We start from the raw sequence: 17,996 nt of genomic DNA, 5'->3' as shown, positions 1-17,996 counted from the left end.
GTCCCCGATGCCGCTGGAGCCGCCCGCGGACGCGATCGACTTCGTGCCCGACGTCCGCACCCCCGGCGAGGGGCTCGCGGCCGCCACCGAGGCGCGGTACGACCCGGCGACGATGGCGTTCCTGCGCAAGGAGACCGCGGACCCGGTGGTGCGGGGCTGGATGCGCCCGCGCGGGGAGGACCCGGACCCGCTGTTCGCGCTGCTCGCCGGGGACGCGCTGCCCCCGACCGTGTTCAACCGCGGTGGCGGCCGCGGCTGGGCGCCGACGGTGCAGCTCACCGCGCTGCTGCGGGCCCGGCCCGCGCCCGGGTGGCTGGCGCTGGAGTCCCGCTCGCACATGATCGCCGGCACGTGGTTCGACGAGGACTGCACCGTCCGCGACGCCACGGGCCGGGTGGTCTGCCAGGCCCGCCAGCTCGCGCTCTCCCCGCTCCCGCGGAAGTAGCCGCACACCCTCCCCGACCAGCCCGGATTCCGGCGGTTACCGTCGATCCATGACACGTATCGCGGTTCTGGGCGCCGGCAAGATCGGCGAGGCGCTCCTCTCGGGGCTGCTCGCGGCGGGCCGGCCCGCGGCGGACCTGGTGTTCACCGAGCGGCACCCGGAGCGGGCCGCCGAGCTGTCCGGGCGCCTCGGGGTGGAGTCGGCCGACGTCGCGGGCGCCGCGGCCAAGGCCGACGTCGTGGTGGTCGCGGTCAAGCCGCAGGACATCGCCCCGGTCCTCACCGCGCTGAAGGCGGCGCTGACCCCGGGGACGCTCGTGGTCTCGCTGTGCGCGGGCCTGCCCACGGCGCTGTTCGAGGGCGGCCTGCCCGAGGGGACGCCGGTGGTGCGGGTCATGCCGAACACGCCGATGGTCGTCGGCGAGGCGATGAGCGCGGTGTCCGGCGGCAGCCACGCCACCGCCGAGCACCTCGCCGTGGCCGAGGAGCTGCTCGGCTCCGTCGGCCGGGTCGTGCGTGTCCCGGAGACCCAGCAGGACGCCGTCACGGCGCTCTCCGGCTCCGGTCCCGCCTACTTCTTCTACCTGGTCGAGGCCATGATCGACGCCGGGATACTGCTCGGCCTGCCGCGCGCCGTCGCCGCCGACCTGATCGTCCAGTCCGCCTTCGGCGCGGCCACCATGCTGCGCGAGTCCGAGAAGGACGGAGTCCACCCGGTGATCCTCCGCGAGGCCGTCACCTCCCCGGCGGGCACCACCATCGCCGCGATCCGCGAGCTCGAGCGGCACGGCGTGCGGGCGGCCCTGATCGACGCGATCGAGGCCGCCCGGGACCGGTCCGCCGAGCTGGGACGCTCGGTGCAGAGCCGTTGACCCGAACGAAGGATCACGCCTCACCCTGACGCGCGGCTGAATTCCCCGCCCGTGTGGCAAGGTGTGTCGAAGGCGTCACACCGGCACCGCTATCCTCACGGGGAACACGCCGCCCGGGGGGACGAGGACCCGAGCGGGACCGTGGGACTTCTCCAGGGAAGGCGGTGTCCGGATGGCCACGCAGCAGCCAGGGCATTCAGGGCAGCCCGAACGCATCGACAACATCGCCGCGGTGCAGTTCCTCACCGTGGCCGAGGTCGCGGCCATGATGCGGGTCTCCAAGATGACCGTGTACCGGCTGGTGCACGGCGGGGAGCTCCCCGCCGCCCGGGTGGGTCGTTCCTTCCGTGTCCCGAAGCGTGCCGTCGAGGACTACCTGCGGCACGCGTACTTCGACGCGGGCTGAGCGGCTCGCTTTCCCGAACGCTCCACGACCCGCCCTGGCGGGTCGCCCCGACCGGCGCCGGGTAGGATCGGCGACCGGTCATCGTCTCGCCGTGTGCACCCGCGTGCGCGCGACCGCCGCGCGGCGGGGACACACCCTCTCGGGCCGGCTCCCGGCCACGAGCGAAGCAGTGAGCACAGGAGGTACCGGCGCATGGGCTCGGTCATCAAGAAGCGTCGCAAGCGCATGTCCAAGAAGAAGCACCGCAAGCTGCTCCGCAAGACCCGCGTGCAGCGTCGCAAGCTCGGCAAGTGAGGTGTGACCCCGCCCGTCCCCGTCCGGGGCGGGCCGGGGTCCACCGGCCCGGGTCGCACCCGGGATCCCTGGTCGCACGACGAACGAGGTCGGGTCCGTGACGCGCACGGGATCTCCCCACGACGCCGACCGCGGCAGCGGAGGCGCAGCTCCCTCCGTCGTGCTGGTGACAGGTGTCAGCCGATTCCTCGGCGGCAACCTCGCCGCACGGCTCGCCGCGAACCCCGCGATCGAGCGGGTGCTCGGCGTCGACACCGTCCCCCCGTCCCGGGAGATGTTGCGCCGCATGGGTCGCGCGGAGTTCGTCCGCGCGGACATCCGCAACCCGCTCATCGCCAAGGTCATCTCCGGCGCCGGCGTCGACACCGTGGTGCACGCCGCCCTCTCCGCCGGTCCCGGCTCGTCCGGCGGCCGCACGGCGATGAAGGAGATGAACGTCATCGGGACGATGCAGCTCCTCGCCGCCTGCCAGAAGTCCGAGCGGGTCCGGCGCGTGGTGCTGAAGTCGACCACCGCCGTCTACGGCTCCGGCTCGCGCGACCCCGCGCTGTTCGACGAGTCCATGACGCCGAAGGACCTCCCGTCCGGCGGCTACGCCAAGGACGCGGCGGAGATCGAGGGCTACCTGCGCGGCTTCGCCCGCCGCAGGCCGGACGTCACCACGACCGTCCTGCGCTTCTGCAACTACGTCGGCCCGCGCATCGAGACGGTGCTGACCCGCTACTTCGCGCTGCCGGTCGTCCCGACGATCCTCGGCTTCGACCCCCGGCTGCAGTTCCTGCACGAGGAGGACGCGCTCGCCGTGCTCGAGCGGGCCGCCGTGGAGGAGCACCCCGGGGTCTACAACGTCGCGGCCGACGGCGTGCTCATGCTCTCCCAGGCCGTCCGGCGGGCCGGCCGCGTGCAGGTCGCGGTGCCGGCGCCGCTGGTCGGGCCGGTCGGGCGGTTCCTGCGCGGCGCCCGCGTCGTCGACTACTCGCCGGAGCAGATGCGGTTCCTCAACTTCGGCCGGGTGGTCGACACGACGAGGTTGAAGGAACGCTTCGGCTTCCACCCTCGTTGGACCACCGTCCAGGCCTTCGACGACTACGTGCGCGGCCGCGCGCTCCGGCCGGTCCTCGGGGCCGAGCGGATCGAGGCGGCGGAGCGGGCCGTTCTGCAGGCCGCGCGGATGCTGCACTAGCGGGCCGCGGAGGCCTGGGGAAGCATGGTGCGGCGGTCGGGGAAGTCGGACAACGGCACGGGTTCGGAGGGGGTTCGGGTGCCGGAAGCGCGCGTCATCCCGTTGCGGGCGGACGAGACCGGGGGTCGCACCCGGTGGCGGCTCGGTGAGGGCCGCGACCGCGGGAACCGCTCGGGCGGGCCTGCCCGCGGGGGCACGGAGGCGCGGGAGACGGGGCGCGAGGGCACGCGCCCCCGCCGTCCCGCCCCGGCCCCGCCGCGTCCCCGCCCGCCGCTCGAGGCGGACCAGGTCGGCACCGAGGGCGGCGCGGTACCGCCGGTCGCCGCCGTGCCGGACCCGGAGCCCCCGGCCTGGGAGGCCGGCCTGGAGGAGGTGCTGCGCTTCCTGCGCCGCCGCCTCTCCGGCGACTACACCGTCGACGAGTTCGGCTACGACGCCGACCTTGCCGACTCGGTGCTGGCGCCCGCGCTGCGCCCGCTCTACGAGCGCTGGTTCCGCGTGGAGACCATCGGGCTGCAGCACGTCCCGGACACCGGTGGCGCGCTCGTCGTCGCCAACCACTCGGGCACCCTCCCGCTCGACGCGCTGATGACGATCCAGGCGCTGCACGACGAGCACCCGGCGGCCCGCCGCCTGCGGCTGCTCGGCGCGGACCTGATGTTTCGGCTGCCGCTGGTGGGCGAGCTGGCCCGCAAGAACGGCGCCACCCTGGCCTGCAACGCCGACGCGGAGCGGCTGATGTCCTCCGGCGAGCTCGTCGGGGTGTTCCCCGAGGGCTTCAAGGGCATCGGCAAGCCGTTCAAGGACCGGTACAAGCTGCAGCGCTTCGGGCGGGGCGGCTTCGTCTCGGCCGCGCTGCGCACCGGCGTGCCGATCATCCCGTGCTCGATCGTCGGCGCCGAGGAGACCTACCCCAAGATCGGTGACATCGCGCCGCTCGCCCGGCTGCTCGGCGCGCCGTACTTCCCGATCACGCCGACCTTCCCGCTGCTCGGCCCGCTGGGTCTCGTCCCGCTGCCGTCGAAGTGGTACATCGAGTTCGGCGAGCCGATCTCGCTCGACGCCTACACCCCGGCCGACGCCGAGGACCCCATGCTCGTGTTCAACCTGACCGACCAGGTGCGCGAGACGATCCAGCACACCCTGTACCGGCTGCTCAGCCAGCGGCGGAACGTCTTCCTGGGCTGAGGCCGGTTCGGCGCGGGGTCCCGCCGCCGGCCCGGCGCTGATGCCCGGCGCCCGGTTGCCGGACCTGGTGCTCAGCGCCGCCGGTACGCCACCCCGGCGGCGACCGCCCCGGCCAGCGCGCCGGCGCCGAGCACGGAGGGCACGCCGATCCGGGCGGCCTTGCGCCCGGTGCGGAAGTCGCGGATCTGCCAGCCGCGCTCCTTGGCGACGTCGCGCAGCTCCGCGTCCGGGTTGACGGCGACGGCGGTGCCGACCGCGGACAGCATCGGCACGTCGTTGACCGAGTCCGAGTAGGCGGTGCAGCGGCGCAGGTCCAGGCCTTCGGTGGCGGCCAGCGCGCGCACGGCGTGGGCCTTCGCCGGGCCGTGCAGGATCTCGCCGACCAGCCGCCCCGTGTAGTGCCCGTCGACACTCTCGGCGACCGTGCCCAGGGCGCCGGTCAGGCCGAGCCGCCGCGCGATGATCAGCGCCAGCTCGACGGGCGTCGCGGTGACCAGCCAGACCCGCTGCCCGGCGTCGAGGTGCATCTGGGCGAGCGCGCGGGTGCCGGCCCAGATCCGGTCCGCCATCAGCTCGTCGTAGATCTCCTCGCCCAGCGTCACGACCTCGTCGACGGGCCGGCCCGCGACGAACGACAGGGCGGTGTCCCGGTGTCCGGCGATGCCGGTGGAGTCCTCGCGCCCGCCGAGCCGGAACTTGATCTGCTGCCAGGCGAAGCCGGCGAGGTCGGAGGTGGTGAAGAACTTGCGGGCGGCGAGCCCGCGGGCGAAGTGGAAGATCGAGGCGCCGACCATCATCGTGTTGTCGACGTCGAAGAACGCCGCCGCGGTCAGGTCCCGGTCCGCCGCCGCGGAGGGCGGCGTCTCGCCGGCGGCCACGGCGGCCGCCGCCGCGGCCTCACCCGCGCGCTGCGCGCGGTCGACCGCGGTGGCCTCCTCGATCACGTCGGTCGTCTCGGTGACGCCCGCCACCTCGCCGCGGGCACCGTTGCGGTGCGGGTCCGCGGCGCCGTCCCTGCCCTGCGCGTCCGCGCCCTGCGGCTCACCGTGCTCCACAACCACCTCGGGTCCTACCACCTGGGGGCTTCCGGCCGTGCTGCTCGCCGGTCCGCCCGCCGTGCCGATCCGTCCACCGGCCCGGCCGGTCCGTGACCAGCCGGGTACCGCCCGTCCAGCCTACTGGGCGACCCCGCGCGTTCCGACGCGAAACGGCCACGGACGCGAAACGGGGTCGCACGGTGTGCCACCGCGCGACCCCGTTCCGTGGTCGTCCGGGCCGTTCGTGCCGCCCGGGCCGTCCGCCGCTCAGCCGATGGTGATCGGTCCGAGGCCGGGCAGCAGCGGCGGCAGCTGGATCGGCGGCAGCAGGCCGCCCCCGCCGCCGCTCGGCGGGTTGGACGAGCTCTGCTGCGTGCTGCTGGACCTCTCCGAGCCGCTCGTCGTGGTGCTCGTCGCGCCGGGGTCGCCGGTGCCCGGGAGGACGCCCTCCGGGAGCAGCCCGTTCTCGGTCGTGCTCGGGTCGGTCGACGGCTGCGGCCCGGTGCTGTCCGACGGCGCGGCCGGGCTGGTGCGCGCCGACTGCGGGCTGCCGTTCGGGATCTGCTGGTCGACCGTGCCGCCACCCTGACCCGCATTGGCGGCGACCGGCACACAGGTGCCGGTGGCCGGGATCGGGCCGAGGTCGTCGACGCCGTCGCTGACCTCGCTGCAGCCCATCCGGGCCTGCAGGGCCGCTGCCCGCTCCGACATGCGCTCCAGCAGGCGGGCCGACCGGTCGGCGCCGGGGACCTCGCCGCCCGACGACCGCAGGGCCTCGATGGCCTTCGCCTGCTTCTGCGCCCACGCGTCGAGGTCGCCGAGGCCGGTGTCGGTCGGCGGCTGCGCGCCGGACAGCATCATCCGCGAGCCCTCGCTGGCCGCGTCGTCGAACGCGGTGAGCGCGGCCTCGTAGGTGCCGGGGTCGGGCGTGCGGCCGGCCTGCTGCAGCGCCCGCACCTCGTCCAGCCGGGTCGCGGCCAGGTCGAGGTGGCGCTGCGCCTTGGCCCCGTCGCCGAAGGTGAAGGCGGTGCCGGTGGACTCGGTGGCGAGCTTGACCGCGTAGAGGCTGTCGCCGGGCAGCGCGTCGCGGCTCATCATCGCGGTGCCGCCGGCCAGCGCCACCAGCGCGAGCGCCGCGGCGCCGCCGACCAGGGCGACCCGCTTGCGCAGGCTCGGCCGCCGCCCGCCCGGACCGCGGGTGCCGCCTGCGCGGCCCGGGTTGTCCGGGTGGTCGGCGGGCAGCACGTGCCGCGCGCCCCGCTTCGACCGCCGGGCGCCGGCGCCGGCCGTGGCGTTCGCCGCCACCGTGCGCTCACCGGAGGAGGCGGAGCGGGTCGCGCCCTCGAGGCCCTCCGGGCGCAGCGCGGCGGTGAGGTCGGTGGTCTGCTCCAGCGCGTGCGCCGGGACCGGCTCGATCCGGGTGGTCCGCTCGGTGGCGGACTCCTCCGGGGCGCCCCACTCCTTCTCCAGTGCGGCGAAGAAGTCGGCGCGCATGCGCTCGGCGGTCCCGTCGTCCGGGCTCAGGTCGGTACGGCTGCGATCGAGTGCGGCCGCGAGGGCCACCTCGTGCTCCAGATCGTCGTCCGGCGCGAAACGGGGGTCGAGAGGTTCCTCGCCCCACCACTCGTCGTCCGAGCCCCATCGTCCCGCGGGCATGTTCGCCGTCCTCACTGCATCCCTGCACTGTTCGTCAGCGTCCGGCCCGATCGGGGCCTCGCGCTCTGCCGACGTTCACCCACACAACGAGACGGGCGGTCGTCGGTTACGGCACAGAGACCGTTCACCGCTTGGTGTGGCTCACTCGTCGCATCCGTAACGACAAGCATGTAGTTCGCGATATAGGCGCCGTTCACCGCAACCCCTCGGGGAGGAGCTGCGCCAGGCGGCGGACGGCACGGTGCTGCAGCGCCTTGACCGCCCCCTCGGCCCGGTTCATCCGCTGCGCGGTCTCGGCGACCGAAAGGCCCTGCAGGAACCGCATGCGGATGCAGTCCTGCTGGTCGGGGTTGAGCTTCTCGATCGCCTTGAGCAGCTCGGAGTTCGTGGCGTTCTCGATGACCTGCTGCTCGGGCCCGTGCGTGCTCGGGGAGTGCTCGACCATGTCGGCGGTCGTCGACTCGAGCCGGTACCGGCTGGACTTGACGTGGTCGAAGATCAGGTTGCGCGCGATCGTGACGAACCAGGCGCCGATGTCGCGGCCCTGGTAGCTGACCGAGCCGATCCGGCGCAGGGCGCGCAGGAACGTCTCCTGGGTGAGGTCCTCGGCCAGGGTGCGGTCGCCGAGCCGGAACAGCACGTACCGGAAGACGACCTCGTGGTAGCGCGCGTACAGCTCCTTGAAGGCGTTCTGGTCGCCCGCCTGGCAGGCCTTGACCAGGGTCCAGGAGCCGCCGCCGTCGGCCTCGGCGTCCGGGCGGGTCTCGGCCCCCTGCGGGCCGGGCCCGGGCTCGGGCGACCGGGGCGGGGGACCCGCGGGGGGACCCGACGGCGGCGGGCCCGCCGGCGGCGGGACGGCGTGGGGACGGGCGACGGGGGGAGCTGTCACGGGCGCCTGCTGTCGGGTCGGCCGGCCGTCCGTGGTCCGGCCGTCGGCCGGGGCGGTCGGGTCGGGCGCGGACGGGGGAGCGGCGGGTGCCGGTCGGTGGGTCGTCGAGCCGCCGGAGCGGGCCTGTCGGGGCAGGTCCGACCAGGTGGACGGGGTCGCGCTCGCACCGTTCGGGTGCGACGGCGCGAACCGCTCCGTGGGGAGCAGCCCGTCGGGACGCATCGAGGAGGTCATGAAGCCCGGTGCACCCGGTGTCGGACAGGGCAGCGCGGGAGGACCCGCGGTGCGCTGGCAACAGGCTGCATGCCACTCCCTTGGGTGAGAACTCGTGCCGAACCCGGCGGTCCGGCGTTGGCAGGTGGTGGGGGCGGACTCTAGGGCAGCCGCCCGGCGCCCAGACGGGTGCCACCGCTCGCCGAATGCCTTATCCGGTGAGCGGACGATCACGCGCGGTCAACGTGGTCGTGGCGCAGCGTGTTCGGTCGACGCGCCGCGTGCCGGCGTGTCGACCTGCCGCCGGGCGCACGGGGGTTGCGCTCGGCCGGAGTTCACGTCACGCGCGGGTGCGGACCCCCGGTCTGCCAGACTCGGCGCGTGCAGCCCTCTCCCAGCCAGAGCCCCGGCACCGGGTCCGATGCGGTCGCGCACCTGGGCGAGCTGGTCCGGCGCGCGGCGCGCCGCGATCCCGCGCAGCCGGCGGTCGTCGACGTCACCGCCGGACGCACGCTGACCTGGGCGGAGCTCGACGCCGCGGCCGACGCGGAGGCCGCCCGGCTCGCCGCGGCGGGAATCGCCGCCGGCGACCGGGTCGTGCTGGTGCTGCCCAACGGCGCGGGCTTCTGCGTCGCCCTGTTCGGCGCGCTGCGCGCCGGGGCGATCGCCGTCCCCGTCGGCCAGCGGTCGGTGGCCCGCGAGGTCGCGGTGATCCTCGACGACGCCCGGCCCGCCGCCGTCGTCACCGACGCGGGGGTCGCCGCCGACGCCGCCCGGGCGGCCGGCGTGCCGGTCCTCGACCCCCCGCCCGTCGAGCCGCAACCCGCCGGCCCGCCGCCCGAGGCGCCGGGCGGCGAGGCGATCGCGCTGCTCATCTACACGTCCGGCACGACCGGACGCCCGCGTGGCGTCCAGCTCTCGCACCGTGCGCTGCTGGCCAACCGGGCGCAGACCGCCGCGCTGCGGCCGGCGCCGGTCACCCCGGCCGACCGGGTCCTGCTGGCGCTGCCGCTCTTCCACAGCTTCGGCCTGGCCGCGGGCCTGCTGCAGGTGTGCTGGGCCGGCGCCACCGCGGTGCTCACGGCGCGGTTCGACGCCGCGGCCACGCCCGCCATCCTGCGCGACCACCGGGTCAGCGCGCTGGCCGGCGTCCCGTCGCTCTACCGGGCCCTGCTCGACGTCCCGGCCGAGGACCTGCGCGGGGCCCTGGAGGGAGTGCGGATCTGCACCTCCGGCGGCGCGCCGCTGCCCCCCGCCTGGCTCACCGCGTTCCGGGAGGCCACCGGGATGGAGGTGCTGGAGGGCTACGGGCTGTCCGAGGCGGGCCCGGTCGTCACCTGCAACGTGCCCGGGCACAGCAAGCCGGGTTCGGTCGGGCGGCCCCTCCCGGGCGTCGAGCTGCGGCTGGTCGACGCCGAGGGCGACCCGCTCGGCGGGCGTACGGCCGAGGAGGGCGAGGAGGGCGACGCGGCCGACGTCTTCTCCGATCCCGAGGAGGACACCGGGATGGTCGCGCTGCGCGGCCCCAACCTCTTCTCCGGCTACTGGCCGAGCGGCGAGGGCGGGCCCGACGCCGACGGCTGGTTCCGCACCGCCGACGTCGGCTACCTCGACGCGGACGGCGACCTGCACCTGGTGGACCGGTCGACCGATCTCGTCATCGTCAACGGGTTCAACGTCTACCCCCGCGAGGTCGAGGAGGTCCTCGCCGGTATGGCCGAGGTGGCCGAGGTGGCGGTCGTGGGGGTGCCGGACGACCGGACGGGCGCCGCGGTGAAGGCCGTGATCGTGCCCGCCCCGGGGACGAGCCCGGACGTCGGGACGGTCCAGGAGTACTGCGCGACCCGGCTGGCCCGATTCAAGCGGCCCACCGTGATCGCGTTCGTCGACGAGCTGCCGCGCACGCCGACCGGCAAGATCGCCCGGCGCGTGCTGGCGGAGACGGGGACGGCATGAGCCGCACGGTCACCCTGCTGAGCAGGACGAACTGCCACCTGTGCGAGGTCGCGGAGGAGGACGTCGCGCGGATCTGCGGCGAGTTGGGCGTGGCGTGGCGCACCGTGGACGTCGACGCCGACCCGGAGCTGCGCGCCGAGTACGGCGACATGGTCCCGGTGATCCTCATCGACGGGAAGCAGCACGGCTACTACCGGGTCGAGGAGGAGCGCTTCCGGGCCGCCCTAACCGGCTGAGCCCGCCCCGTAGGGAGCCATCACGCGTTCAGCAGCCGGTGTCAGGTCGTTATGGATCCATAATGCCCTCACCGGCCGCGGCCGCGCGCAGTATGGATCCATGATGCGGGCGAACCTCCGGGGCTCCCGGAGCGAACCATGGACGTGAGCCACACCCTCGCCCGTCCCGCCGCCCCCGTCCTGTCGCGTCCCGTCGCCGCCGCGGTCCCGGTGCTCGCCGTGGGCGCGGCGCTGGGGGCGGGGCAGCTCGTCGCCGGACTGCTCTCGCCCACGTCGTCGCCCTACCTCGCCGTCGGGGACGCCGTCATCCGCGTGGCGCCGCCGCCCGTCGTCGAGTTCGCGAAGTCGGCCTTCGGCACCGCGGACAAGCCGGTCCTGCTCGCCGGGACGGGCGTGGTGCTGCTGGTGGTGGCGGTGGTGGCCGGGCTCGCGTCCCGACGTTCGTCGGTGCCGGCGCAGGTGGTCGTCGGGGTGCTGGGGGTTGCGGGGGTCGCCGCCGTCGTCCTCGGGCCGGCGTTCACCGCCGGCGACCTGCTCGCGCCGGTCGTCGCGGCCGCCGTGGGCCTGTGGGTGGTCCGCGCCCTGCACCGGCTCGCCCTCGCCGCGGCGGTCGCGCCCGAGGCGCCGGGCGTGCGCGGCCTGCCGCGGCGGACGGTGCTGCTCGGCGCCTCGGCGGCGGTCGCGGTCGGGGCGCTGGCGGCGGGCGGGATCGGCGTGGCCGTCGGGCGCGGGACCGTCGACTCGCGGACCCGGCTCACCCAGCGGCTCGCCGCGGCGACCGTCACCCGGGAGGCGCCGCTGCCGGCCGGCACGGACTTCGCCGCCGAGCTCGGCACCACCCGGTTCCTCACGCCGAACCCGGAGTTCTACCGGATCGACACCGCCCTGCGGGTGCCGCAGCTGCGCGCCGAGGGCTGGCGCCTGCGCGTGCACGGGCGGGTGGCGCGCGAGCTGAGCCTGACCGTCGACGACCTGCTCGCCCGCCCGCTGGTCGAGCGGACGGTCACGATGACCTGCGTGTCCGACGAGGTCGGCGGCGACCTCATCTCCACCGCGCGCTTCGTCGGCGTGGAGCTGGCCGACGTGCTCCGCGAGGCGGGCCCGCAGCCCGGTGCCGACCAGGTCCTCTCCACCAGCACGGACGGCTGGACGGCCGGCACCCCGACCGACGTGATCCTCGAGCCGGGCCGCGGAGCGCTGCTGGCGCTGGGCATGAACGGCGAGGCGCTGCCCGCCGAGCACGGCTTCCCGGTGCGGATGGTCGTGCCCGGGCTCTACGGCTACGTCTCGGCCACCAAGTGGGTCACCGACCTCGAGCTGACCTCGTTCGCCGCCCGCGACTCGTACTGGGTGCAGCGCGGCTGGGGCGCGCGGGGGCCGATCAAGACCGAGTGCCGCATCGACCTGCCCCGCGGGTTCTCCGGCGTGCCGGCCGGGCGCGTCACCGTCGCCGGGATCGCCTGGTCGCAGCCGCGCGGGATCTCCCGGGTCGAGATCAGCGTCGACGGCGGCCCGTGGGCGACGGCCGAGCTGGCCGCGGAGGTCGGCGGGAACACCTGGCGGATGTGGCGGGGCAGCGTCGACGTCGGGCCGGGCAGCCACACCGTGCGCGCCCGCGCGACGGACGGGCTCGGGCACCTGCAGACCGAGGAGCGTGCCGACGTGCTGCCGGACGGCGCCACGGGCTGGCCCGCGATGATCTTCTCCGCGGCCTGACCGGGCGGCCGAGACCTGATCGTGATCCCGCCGGACGGGCGTGCCGGCGACGGACACGTTAGGCATGGGCAGACCCCGGGAAGGAGAGATGTCGTGCGCAGCATCCAGCGTGTGGTCACCCTCGCCGCGGCCGCGGCCGCCGTCGTCGTGCTGGGGGCGTGCTCCGCGCCCGCCCAGGAACCGTCCACCGCGACGGACGTGCCGCCGGTGCCGACCGTCGCGGCCGCCGGTCCGCTGACCCCGACACCGGGTCCGGGCAGCACCAACGCCGCGGAGGTCTTCGGCCCGGGCTGCGGCTCGCTGCCGACCGGCGACGACCCGGGCTCCCTGTCCAGCATGTCGCTCGCCCCGGTGGCGGCGGCCGTCGAGACGAACCCGCAGCTCACCACGCTGACCGCGCTGATCGGTCGGGCGAACCTCACCGAGGCGCTCAACGCCGCGCCCGGGGTCACGCTCTTCGCCCCGACGAACGACGCCTTCGCCAAGCTCCCGGCGGAGCAGCTCGCCGCGCTGCAGGCCGACCCGGCCCGGCTCGCCGGGCTGGTGCAGTACCACGTGTCCGGCACCCGGCAGAGCGCCGAGGAGCTTCGCGCCGCGGGCACCTCGACCGAGCTCGCGGGCGGCACGGTGCGGATCGGCGGGACCGGCGAGGAGATGACGGTCGCCGGTGCCTCCGGCGCCCCCGCCACCGTCACGTGCGGGAACATCCCGACCGGCAACGCGACCGTCTTCATGATCGACTCGGTGCTCCTGCCGCAGGCCTGACCCGGCATCCGCGCCCTCCCGCCCGGCCGTGTCGTCCGACACCCCCGCGGTGGTCCGGCGCGGTGAACGGCCGGTCCCGGACGACCACCGGTCCGCGCGCCGCGGGCGCGCCCGGAGCACGTCCGGGACCAAGATCGCAACTTTGTGCACGCGTTCACGAGCGACTACCGTGGACGGGCGTCGCCACCGAACGACCCGATCGGCTCCGGTCCGATCGGACAGCGCCGGTCGCGCAGGTCGCCGCCGTCCCGGCCGCGGCCCCATCACGACGACTACGACGCCCGAGGAGCCGCCGCGTGACGTTGCCGCCGCAGGCCGACTCCTCGGCCGCCGAGACCCCCTCGACCGCCGAGACCCCCGACACGCCGGAGACGCCGGACGCCCCCGAGAACTCCTCGGGCCGCGCGCTGAAGGCCATCCCGGAAGCCACGGTCACGCGGCTCGCGGTGTACCTGCGGGTGCTCGGCCAGCTCGCCGAGGGCGGCGCCGAGACGGTCTCGAGCGAGGAGCTCGCCTCCGTCGCCGGCGTCAACTCGGCCAAGCTGCGCAAGGACCTCAGCCACATCGGGACCTACGGCATCCGCGGCGTCGGGTACGACGTGGCGTCGCTGCAGCACGAGCTCGAGCGGGTGCTGGGGCTCGACCACCCGCAGGCCGTGGCGCTGGTCGGGGTCGGCAACCTCGGCCACGCGCTGGCCGGCTACGGCGGCTTCGGCGGCCGGGGCTTCCCCGTGACCGCGCTGTTCGACGTCGACCCCGACCTCGTCGGGATCAAGATCAACGGGATCGTCGTGAAGCACGTGCGCGACATCCCCACGGAGTGCCCCGCCGCGGGCGTCACGATCGGCATGATCGCGACCCCGGCGCAGGCCGCCCAGAGCGTGTGCGACCAGCTGGTCGCGGCGGGCGTGCGCTCCATCCTCAACTTCGCCCCCACGGTCCTGCAGGTCCCCGAGGAGGTCGAGGTCCGCAAGGTGGACCTCGCCGTCGAGCTGCAGGTGCTGGCCTTCCACGTCGCGGGACGTGGGAACGCCGCCGCCGGGGGTATCAGCCCAGACGTCCCGGCCGTCGCCCGGGTCGTGAACGGTCGCAACGGATCGGCGGTGCCGCTCTCATGAGTGTTCTCGTCGTGGGCCTCTCGCACCGGAGTGCGCCCGTCGACGTCCTGGAGAAGGTCGCGGTGTCCGCGGACGACGTGCCCAAGCTCCTCGACGAGATGGTGCGGTGCCCGCACGTGAGCGAGGTGACCCTGCTCTCGACCTGCAACCGGGTCGAGGTCTACGCGGTGGTCGACGCCTTCCACGGCGGGCTCGCGGACGTCTCCGAGGTGCTGGGCCGGCACTCCGGCCTGCCGCTGCAGGACCTCACCGAGCACTTCTTCGTGCACTACGCCGGCTCGGCCGTGCAGCACCTGTTCCAGGTCGCGGCCGGGCTGGACTCGATGGTGGTCGGCGAGTCGCAGATCCTCGGCCAGCTGCGCCAGGCCTACGCGACGGCCGACGAGGCCGGCACGGTCGGCCGCGTCCTGCACGAGCTGGCCCAGCAGGCGCTGCGCGTCGGCAAGCGGGTGCACGCCAGCACCGGCATCGACGCCGCCGGCGCCTCCGTGGTGTCCGAGGCGCTGCGCGACGCGTCCGCCGTGCTCGGGCACGCCGACGGCGAGCTGAGCGACGCCCGCGCCGTCATCGTCGGGGCCGGGGCGATGGGCGCGCTGGCCGCCGCCCACCTCCGCCGCGCGGGCGCCACCGCGATCACCGTGCTCAACCGTTCCCTGGACCGGGCCGAACGGCTCGCGCAGAAGAGCGCCGAGCAGGGCGTCCCGGCCCGCGCCGGGCTCCTCGACGAGCTGCCCGCCGCCCTCGCCGACGCCGACCTGATGGTCGCCTGCACCGGCGCGATCGGGACGGTCGTCGAGCGCGCCGCGGTCGAGGCCGGGACGTCCGGCCGCACCCGCCCGCTCGTGGTGTGCGACCTCGGCCTGCCCCGCGACGTCGACCCGGCCGTCGCGGAGATCGAGGGCGTGACCGTCGTCGACCTCATCGCGCTGCAGCGCCGGCTGGTCCGTGAGGACCGGGGCGGGGCCGCCGACGCGGTGACCGCGGCCCGCGAGCTGGTGGCCGAGGAGGCCCAGCACTACCTGGCCGCGCAGCGGTCCGCCGAGGTCACGCCGACCGTCACCGCCCTGCGCCGTCGCGCCTCCGAGGTGGTCGACGCCGAGCTGCTGCGGCTGTCGTCGCGGCTGCCCGAGCTGTCCGACGACGTCCGCGACGAGTTCACCCGCACCGTCCGGCGCGTGGTCGACAAGCTGCTGCACACGCCGACCGTGCAGGTCAAGAAGCTGGCCGAGGGGCCCGACGGGGACAGCTACGCCGCCGCGCTGCGCACGCTGTTCGAGCTCGACCCGCAGAAGCCCGCCGCCGTCGCGGGCACGGTCGAGCAGCCGATCAGCGGGCACGACGTCGCCGCGGCCCTCGAGGCGCCGTTGCGCCCGGTGGGCCCGGCGAGCGCCGAGGCCGGCCCGACCGTCGAGGGTGACCGGTGACCGCCGTGTCCGACCGCACCGCCGGCCGCACGCTGCGCGTCGGCACCCGGCCGAGCCGGCTCGCGGTGGCCCAGTCCGGCCAGGTCGCGGACCTGATCCGGGCCGCCGGGCGGCCCGCCGAGCTCGTCGACGTGCACACCACGGGCGACCGTTCGTCGGCGCCGATCGCGCAGCTCGGTGTCGGGGTGTTCGTCTCGCAGCTGAGGGAGGCGCTCGCGGCCGGCGAGGTCGACGTCGCGGTGCACTCCTACAAGGACCTGCCGACCATGCCGGACCCGCGGCTGGCCCTGGCCGCGGTGCCGGCGCGAGAGGACCCGCGCGACGCGCTGGTGGCCCGGGACGGCCGGGTGCTCGGCGAGCTGGCCGCCGGGTCGCGGATCGGCACCGGCTCGCCGCGGCGGGCCGTGCAGCTGCACGCGCTCGGGCTGGGGCTCGAGGTCGTCCCGATCCGGGGCAACGTGGACACCCGGATCGGCAAGGTGACCTCCGGCGAGCTCGACGGCGTCGTGGTCGCCGCGGCGGGGCTGCGCAGGCTCGGTCGCGTGGCGGAGGCGAGCGAGCTGCTCGACCCGCTGCAGATGCTGCCCGCCCCCGCACAGGGCGCGCTGGCGATCGAGTGCCGGGCCGACGACGAGGAGCTGGTCCGCTTCCTCGCCGCGACGCTCGACGACGCGGGCGTGCGCGCGGCGGTCACCGCCGAGCGTGCGGTGCTCGCCGCCCTGGAGGCCGGCTGCAGCGCGCCGGTGGCCGCGCACGCGGACGTCGTCGAGGACCTCGACGACGCCGGCCGCGTGGTCGAGCGGCTGTCGCTGCGCGCGGTCGTCGGGATCGGAGAGGTGGGCGACGGCGTGCTGCTGCGCGCGTCGGCCACCGGAGACATGGACAACGCCGAGAAGCTCGGGGCGGCCCTCGCGCACGAGCTGCTCGACATGGGCGCCGACGACCTGCCGCGGCCGGCAGCGCGCGGCGCCTCGGGAACCGCTGGATCGGGAGCTGGAGAATGACTCGCACACCGCCGACCGCCGGTCGGATCGCCTTCGTGGGCAGCGGCCCGGGTGATCCCGGCCTGCTGACCGTGCGCGCGAAGGAGGTGCTGGCCTCCGCGCCGCTGGTCGTCAACGACCCGGACGTGCCCGAGGCCGTCCTCGCGTTGGTCGCCGAGGGCGCCGAGGTCCGGCCGGCCGTCGGGCAGCCCGCCGACGTCGCGGGCGACCTCCTCGCCGAGGCCCGCGCCGGGCGACCGGTCGTGCGCCTCGTCGCCGGCGACCCGCTGACCCTCGACGCCGTGGTGGCCGAGGCGCGCGCCGTGGCCGCGGAGGGCGTGGCGTTCGACGTCGTGCCCGGTGTCGCGGCCGGCACCGCCGTCCCCGCCTACGCCGGCGTCCCGCTCGGGTCCGCGCACGTCGAGGCCGACGTCCGCGCCGGCGTCGACTGGGCCGGCCTGGCCGGCGCGCCCGGCACGCTGGTGCTGCAGGCCGCCGCCGCGCACCTCGCCGAGGTCGCCTCCGCGCTCACCGCGCAGGGCCGCGCGGCCGACACCCCCGTCGCGGTCACCGCGCACGGCACGGAGTCCACGCAGAAGACCGTCACGACCACGATCGGGGCGATGGCCTCCGACGCCGCCGAGCTGGAGGGCTCACTGGTCCTCACCATCGGTGCCGAGGTCGCCTCGCGGGCGGACCTGTCCTGGTGGGAGTCCCGCGCGCTCTACGGCTGGCGGGTGCTGGTGCCGCGCACCAAGGACCAGGCGGGCGTGATGAGCGACCGGCTGCGCATGCACGGGGCCATCCCCGAGGAGGTCCCGACCATCGCCGTCGAGCCGCCGCGCTCGCCCACGCAGATGGAGCGCGCGGTCAAGGGCCTGGTCGACGGCCGGTACGCCTGGGTCGTGTTCACCTCGACCAACGCGGTGCGCGCGATCTGGGAGAAGTTCGCCGAGTTCGGGCTCGACGCCCGTGCCTTCTCCGGCGTGAAGATCGCCTGCGTCGGCACGGCGACCGCCGAGAAGGTGCGCGAGTTCGGCATCGTGCCCGAGCTGGTGCCGGACGTGAACGAGGCCCAGAGCTCCACCTCCGAGGGCCTGCTCGAGCTGTTCCCGCCGCACGACGACATCCTCGACCCGGTCGACCGCGTCCTGCTCCCGCGGGCCGACATCGCCACCGAGACCCTCGCCGCCGGGCTGACCGAGCGCGGCTGGGAGATCGACGACGTCACCGCCTACCGGACCGTGCGCGCGGCCCCGCCGCCCGCGCCGATCCGCGAGGCCATCAAGACCGGCGGGTTCGACGCGGTGTGCTTCACCTCGTCGTCGACCGTCCGGAACCTGGTGGGCATCGCGGGCAAGCCGCACGCACGCACGCTGGTCGCCTGCATCGGCCCCGCCACCGCGGAGACGGCCCGGGAGTTCGGCCTGCGCGTCGACGTCCAGCCGGAGGAGGCCCGGGTGCCCGCCCTGGTCGACGCCCTGGCCGCGCACGCCGCCAAGCTCCGCGCCGAGGGTGCGCTGCCGCCGCCGAAGAAGGTGAAGGCGCGCCGCCGCTGAGCCGGTCGTCGTCGGAGGGCTGGTCGTCGTCGGAGGGCTGGTCGGCCGGTCGTCGTC

17 protein-coding genes are annotated in these 17,996 nt (G+C 75.5%); 14 read left to right on the top strand and 3 right to left on the bottom strand.

Annotated features, from left to right (window positions below):
* From LWC35_RS36830 to LWC35_RS36805, 6 genes are all read left to right on the top strand, one after another.
* Window positions 1–445, top strand: a 445-nt coding sequence (locus tag LWC35_RS36830) for a thioesterase family protein (protein WP_232875135.1), incomplete at its 5' end; no start/stop codon positions are given.
* A gap of 49 nt (window positions 446–494) precedes the next feature.
* Complete coding sequence (gene proC / locus LWC35_RS36825; RefSeq protein WP_232875134.1) at window positions 495–1,316, top strand: pyrroline-5-carboxylate reductase; 822 nt, start codon at window positions 495–497, stop codon at window positions 1,314–1,316.
* Window positions 1,317–1,488: 172 nt separating this feature from the next.
* Complete coding sequence (locus LWC35_RS36820) at window positions 1,489–1,722, top strand: helix-turn-helix domain-containing protein (protein ID WP_037052988.1); 234 nt, start codon at window positions 1,489–1,491, stop codon at window positions 1,720–1,722.
* 192 nt (window positions 1,723–1,914) lie between these two features.
* On the top strand, window positions 1,915–2,016 hold the full coding sequence (locus LWC35_RS36815; protein WP_010241351.1) for a 30S ribosomal protein bS22: 102 nt from the start codon (window positions 1,915–1,917) through the stop codon (window positions 2,014–2,016).
* A 166-nt stretch (window positions 2,017–2,182) separates the two neighbouring features.
* Window positions 2,183–3,199 (top strand): NAD-dependent epimerase/dehydratase family protein, encoded by a 1,017-nt coding sequence (locus LWC35_RS36810; protein WP_232875133.1) that lies wholly within the window; start codon window positions 2,183–2,185, stop codon window positions 3,197–3,199.
* Window positions 3,200–3,277: 78 nt separating this feature from the next.
* The gene (locus LWC35_RS36805) at window positions 3,278–4,387 is read left to right on the top strand and encodes a lysophospholipid acyltransferase family protein (protein ID WP_232875132.1); all 1,110 of its coding nucleotides are present in this window, start codon (window positions 3,278–3,280) and stop codon (window positions 4,385–4,387) included.
* Window positions 4,388–4,458: 71 nt separating this feature from the next.
* Here LWC35_RS36805 and LWC35_RS36800 read toward each other — a convergent pair whose 3' ends face one another.
* The 3 genes from LWC35_RS36800 to LWC35_RS36790 form a co-directional block, all read right to left on the bottom strand.
* Window positions 4,459–5,331 (bottom strand): HAD family hydrolase, encoded by an 873-nt coding sequence (locus tag LWC35_RS36800; RefSeq protein WP_232875136.1) that lies wholly within the window; start codon window positions 5,329–5,331, stop codon window positions 4,459–4,461.
* A 360-nt stretch (window positions 5,332–5,691) separates the two neighbouring features.
* The gene (locus LWC35_RS36795; protein ID WP_232875131.1) at window positions 5,692–7,080 is read right to left on the bottom strand and encodes a DUF5667 domain-containing protein; all 1,389 of its coding nucleotides are present in this window, start codon (window positions 7,078–7,080) and stop codon (window positions 5,692–5,694) included.
* 193 nt (window positions 7,081–7,273) lie between these two features.
* Window positions 7,274–7,969: a sigma-70 family RNA polymerase sigma factor gene (locus tag LWC35_RS36790; protein ID WP_232875130.1), complete on the bottom strand. Its 696-nt coding sequence runs from the start codon at window positions 7,967–7,969 to the stop codon at window positions 7,274–7,276.
* Window positions 7,970–8,563: 594 nt separating this feature from the next.
* Here LWC35_RS36790 and LWC35_RS36785 point away from each other — a divergent pair.
* The 8 genes from LWC35_RS36785 (at window position 8,564) to LWC35_RS36750 (ending at window position 17,939) form a co-directional block, all read left to right on the top strand.
* Window positions 8,564–10,138, top strand: coding sequence for an AMP-binding protein (locus LWC35_RS36785; protein ID WP_232875129.1), 1,575 nt, complete (start codon window positions 8,564–8,566; stop codon window positions 10,136–10,138).
* Window positions 10,135–10,374, top strand: a complete 240-nt coding sequence (locus LWC35_RS36780) for a glutaredoxin family protein (protein WP_232875128.1) — start codon at window positions 10,135–10,137, stop codon at window positions 10,372–10,374. The genes LWC35_RS36785 and LWC35_RS36780 overlap by 4 nt, the downstream gene beginning before the upstream one ends.
* 138 nt (window positions 10,375–10,512) lie before the next feature.
* Window positions 10,513–12,090 carry a molybdopterin-dependent oxidoreductase gene (locus LWC35_RS36775; RefSeq protein WP_232875127.1) on the top strand — a complete coding sequence of 526 codons (1,578 nt, stop codon included), beginning with the start codon at window positions 10,513–10,515 and terminating at the stop codon, window positions 12,088–12,090.
* A gap of 93 nt (window positions 12,091–12,183) precedes the next feature.
* Window positions 12,184–12,855 (top strand): fasciclin domain-containing protein, encoded by a 672-nt coding sequence (locus tag LWC35_RS36770; RefSeq protein ID WP_232875126.1) that lies wholly within the window; start codon window positions 12,184–12,186, stop codon window positions 12,853–12,855.
* A gap of 296 nt (window positions 12,856–13,151) precedes the next feature.
* Window positions 13,152–13,973: a redox-sensing transcriptional repressor Rex gene (locus LWC35_RS36765; protein WP_232875125.1), complete on the top strand. Its 822-nt coding sequence runs from the start codon at window positions 13,152–13,154 to the stop codon at window positions 13,971–13,973.
* Window positions 13,970–15,397 (top strand): glutamyl-tRNA reductase, encoded by a 1,428-nt coding sequence (locus tag LWC35_RS36760; protein WP_232875124.1) that lies wholly within the window; start codon window positions 13,970–13,972, stop codon window positions 15,395–15,397. The genes LWC35_RS36765 and LWC35_RS36760 overlap by 4 nt, the downstream gene beginning before the upstream one ends.
* Complete coding sequence (gene hemC / locus LWC35_RS36755; RefSeq protein WP_232875123.1) at window positions 15,394–16,401, top strand: hydroxymethylbilane synthase; 1,008 nt, start codon at window positions 15,394–15,396, stop codon at window positions 16,399–16,401. Before LWC35_RS36760 ends, hemC begins: the two co-directional genes overlap by 4 nt.
* Window positions 16,398–17,939 carry a bifunctional uroporphyrinogen-III C-methyltransferase/uroporphyrinogen-III synthase gene (locus tag LWC35_RS36750; RefSeq protein ID WP_232875122.1) on the top strand — a complete coding sequence of 514 codons (1,542 nt, stop codon included), beginning with the start codon at window positions 16,398–16,400 and terminating at the stop codon, window positions 17,937–17,939. Before hemC ends, LWC35_RS36750 begins: the two co-directional genes overlap by 4 nt.
* Window positions 17,940–17,996: the final 57 nt, after the last annotated feature.

The organism is Pseudonocardia kujensis (genome assembly GCF_021283305.1).
Lineage (GTDB): Bacteria > Actinomycetota > Actinomycetes > Mycobacteriales > Pseudonocardiaceae > Pseudonocardia > Pseudonocardia kujensis.
Note: the sequence above shows the minus strand (reverse complement) of the source record. Positions and strands in the feature narration are given on the sequence as shown.

What these genes read in the sequence shown, in the direction of transcription:
- LWC35_RS36775 (WP_232875127.1), top strand. Translation starts at nt 10,513, where the DNA reads ATGGACGTGAGCCACACCCTCGCCCGTCCCGCCGCCCCCGTCCTGTCG.
- proC (WP_232875134.1), top strand. Translation starts at nt 495, where the DNA reads ATGACACGTATCGCGGTTCTGGGCGCCGGCAAGATCGGCGAGGCGCTC.
- LWC35_RS36780 (WP_232875128.1), top strand. Translation starts at nt 10,135, where the DNA reads ATGAGCCGCACGGTCACCCTGCTGAGCAGGACGAACTGCCACCTGTGC.
- LWC35_RS36815 (WP_010241351.1), top strand. Translation starts at nt 1,915, where the DNA reads ATGGGCTCGGTCATCAAGAAGCGTCGCAAGCGCATGTCCAAGAAGAAG.
- LWC35_RS36795 (WP_232875131.1), bottom strand. Translation starts at nt 7,080, where the DNA reads ATGCCCGCGGGACGATGGGGCTCGGACGACGAGTGGTGGGGCGAGGAA.
- LWC35_RS36760 (WP_232875124.1), top strand. Translation starts at nt 13,970, where the DNA reads ATGAGTGTTCTCGTCGTGGGCCTCTCGCACCGGAGTGCGCCCGTCGAC.
- LWC35_RS36750 (WP_232875122.1), top strand. Translation starts at nt 16,398, where the DNA reads ATGACTCGCACACCGCCGACCGCCGGTCGGATCGCCTTCGTGGGCAGC.
- LWC35_RS36820 (WP_037052988.1), top strand. Translation starts at nt 1,489, where the DNA reads ATGGCCACGCAGCAGCCAGGGCATTCAGGGCAGCCCGAACGCATCGAC.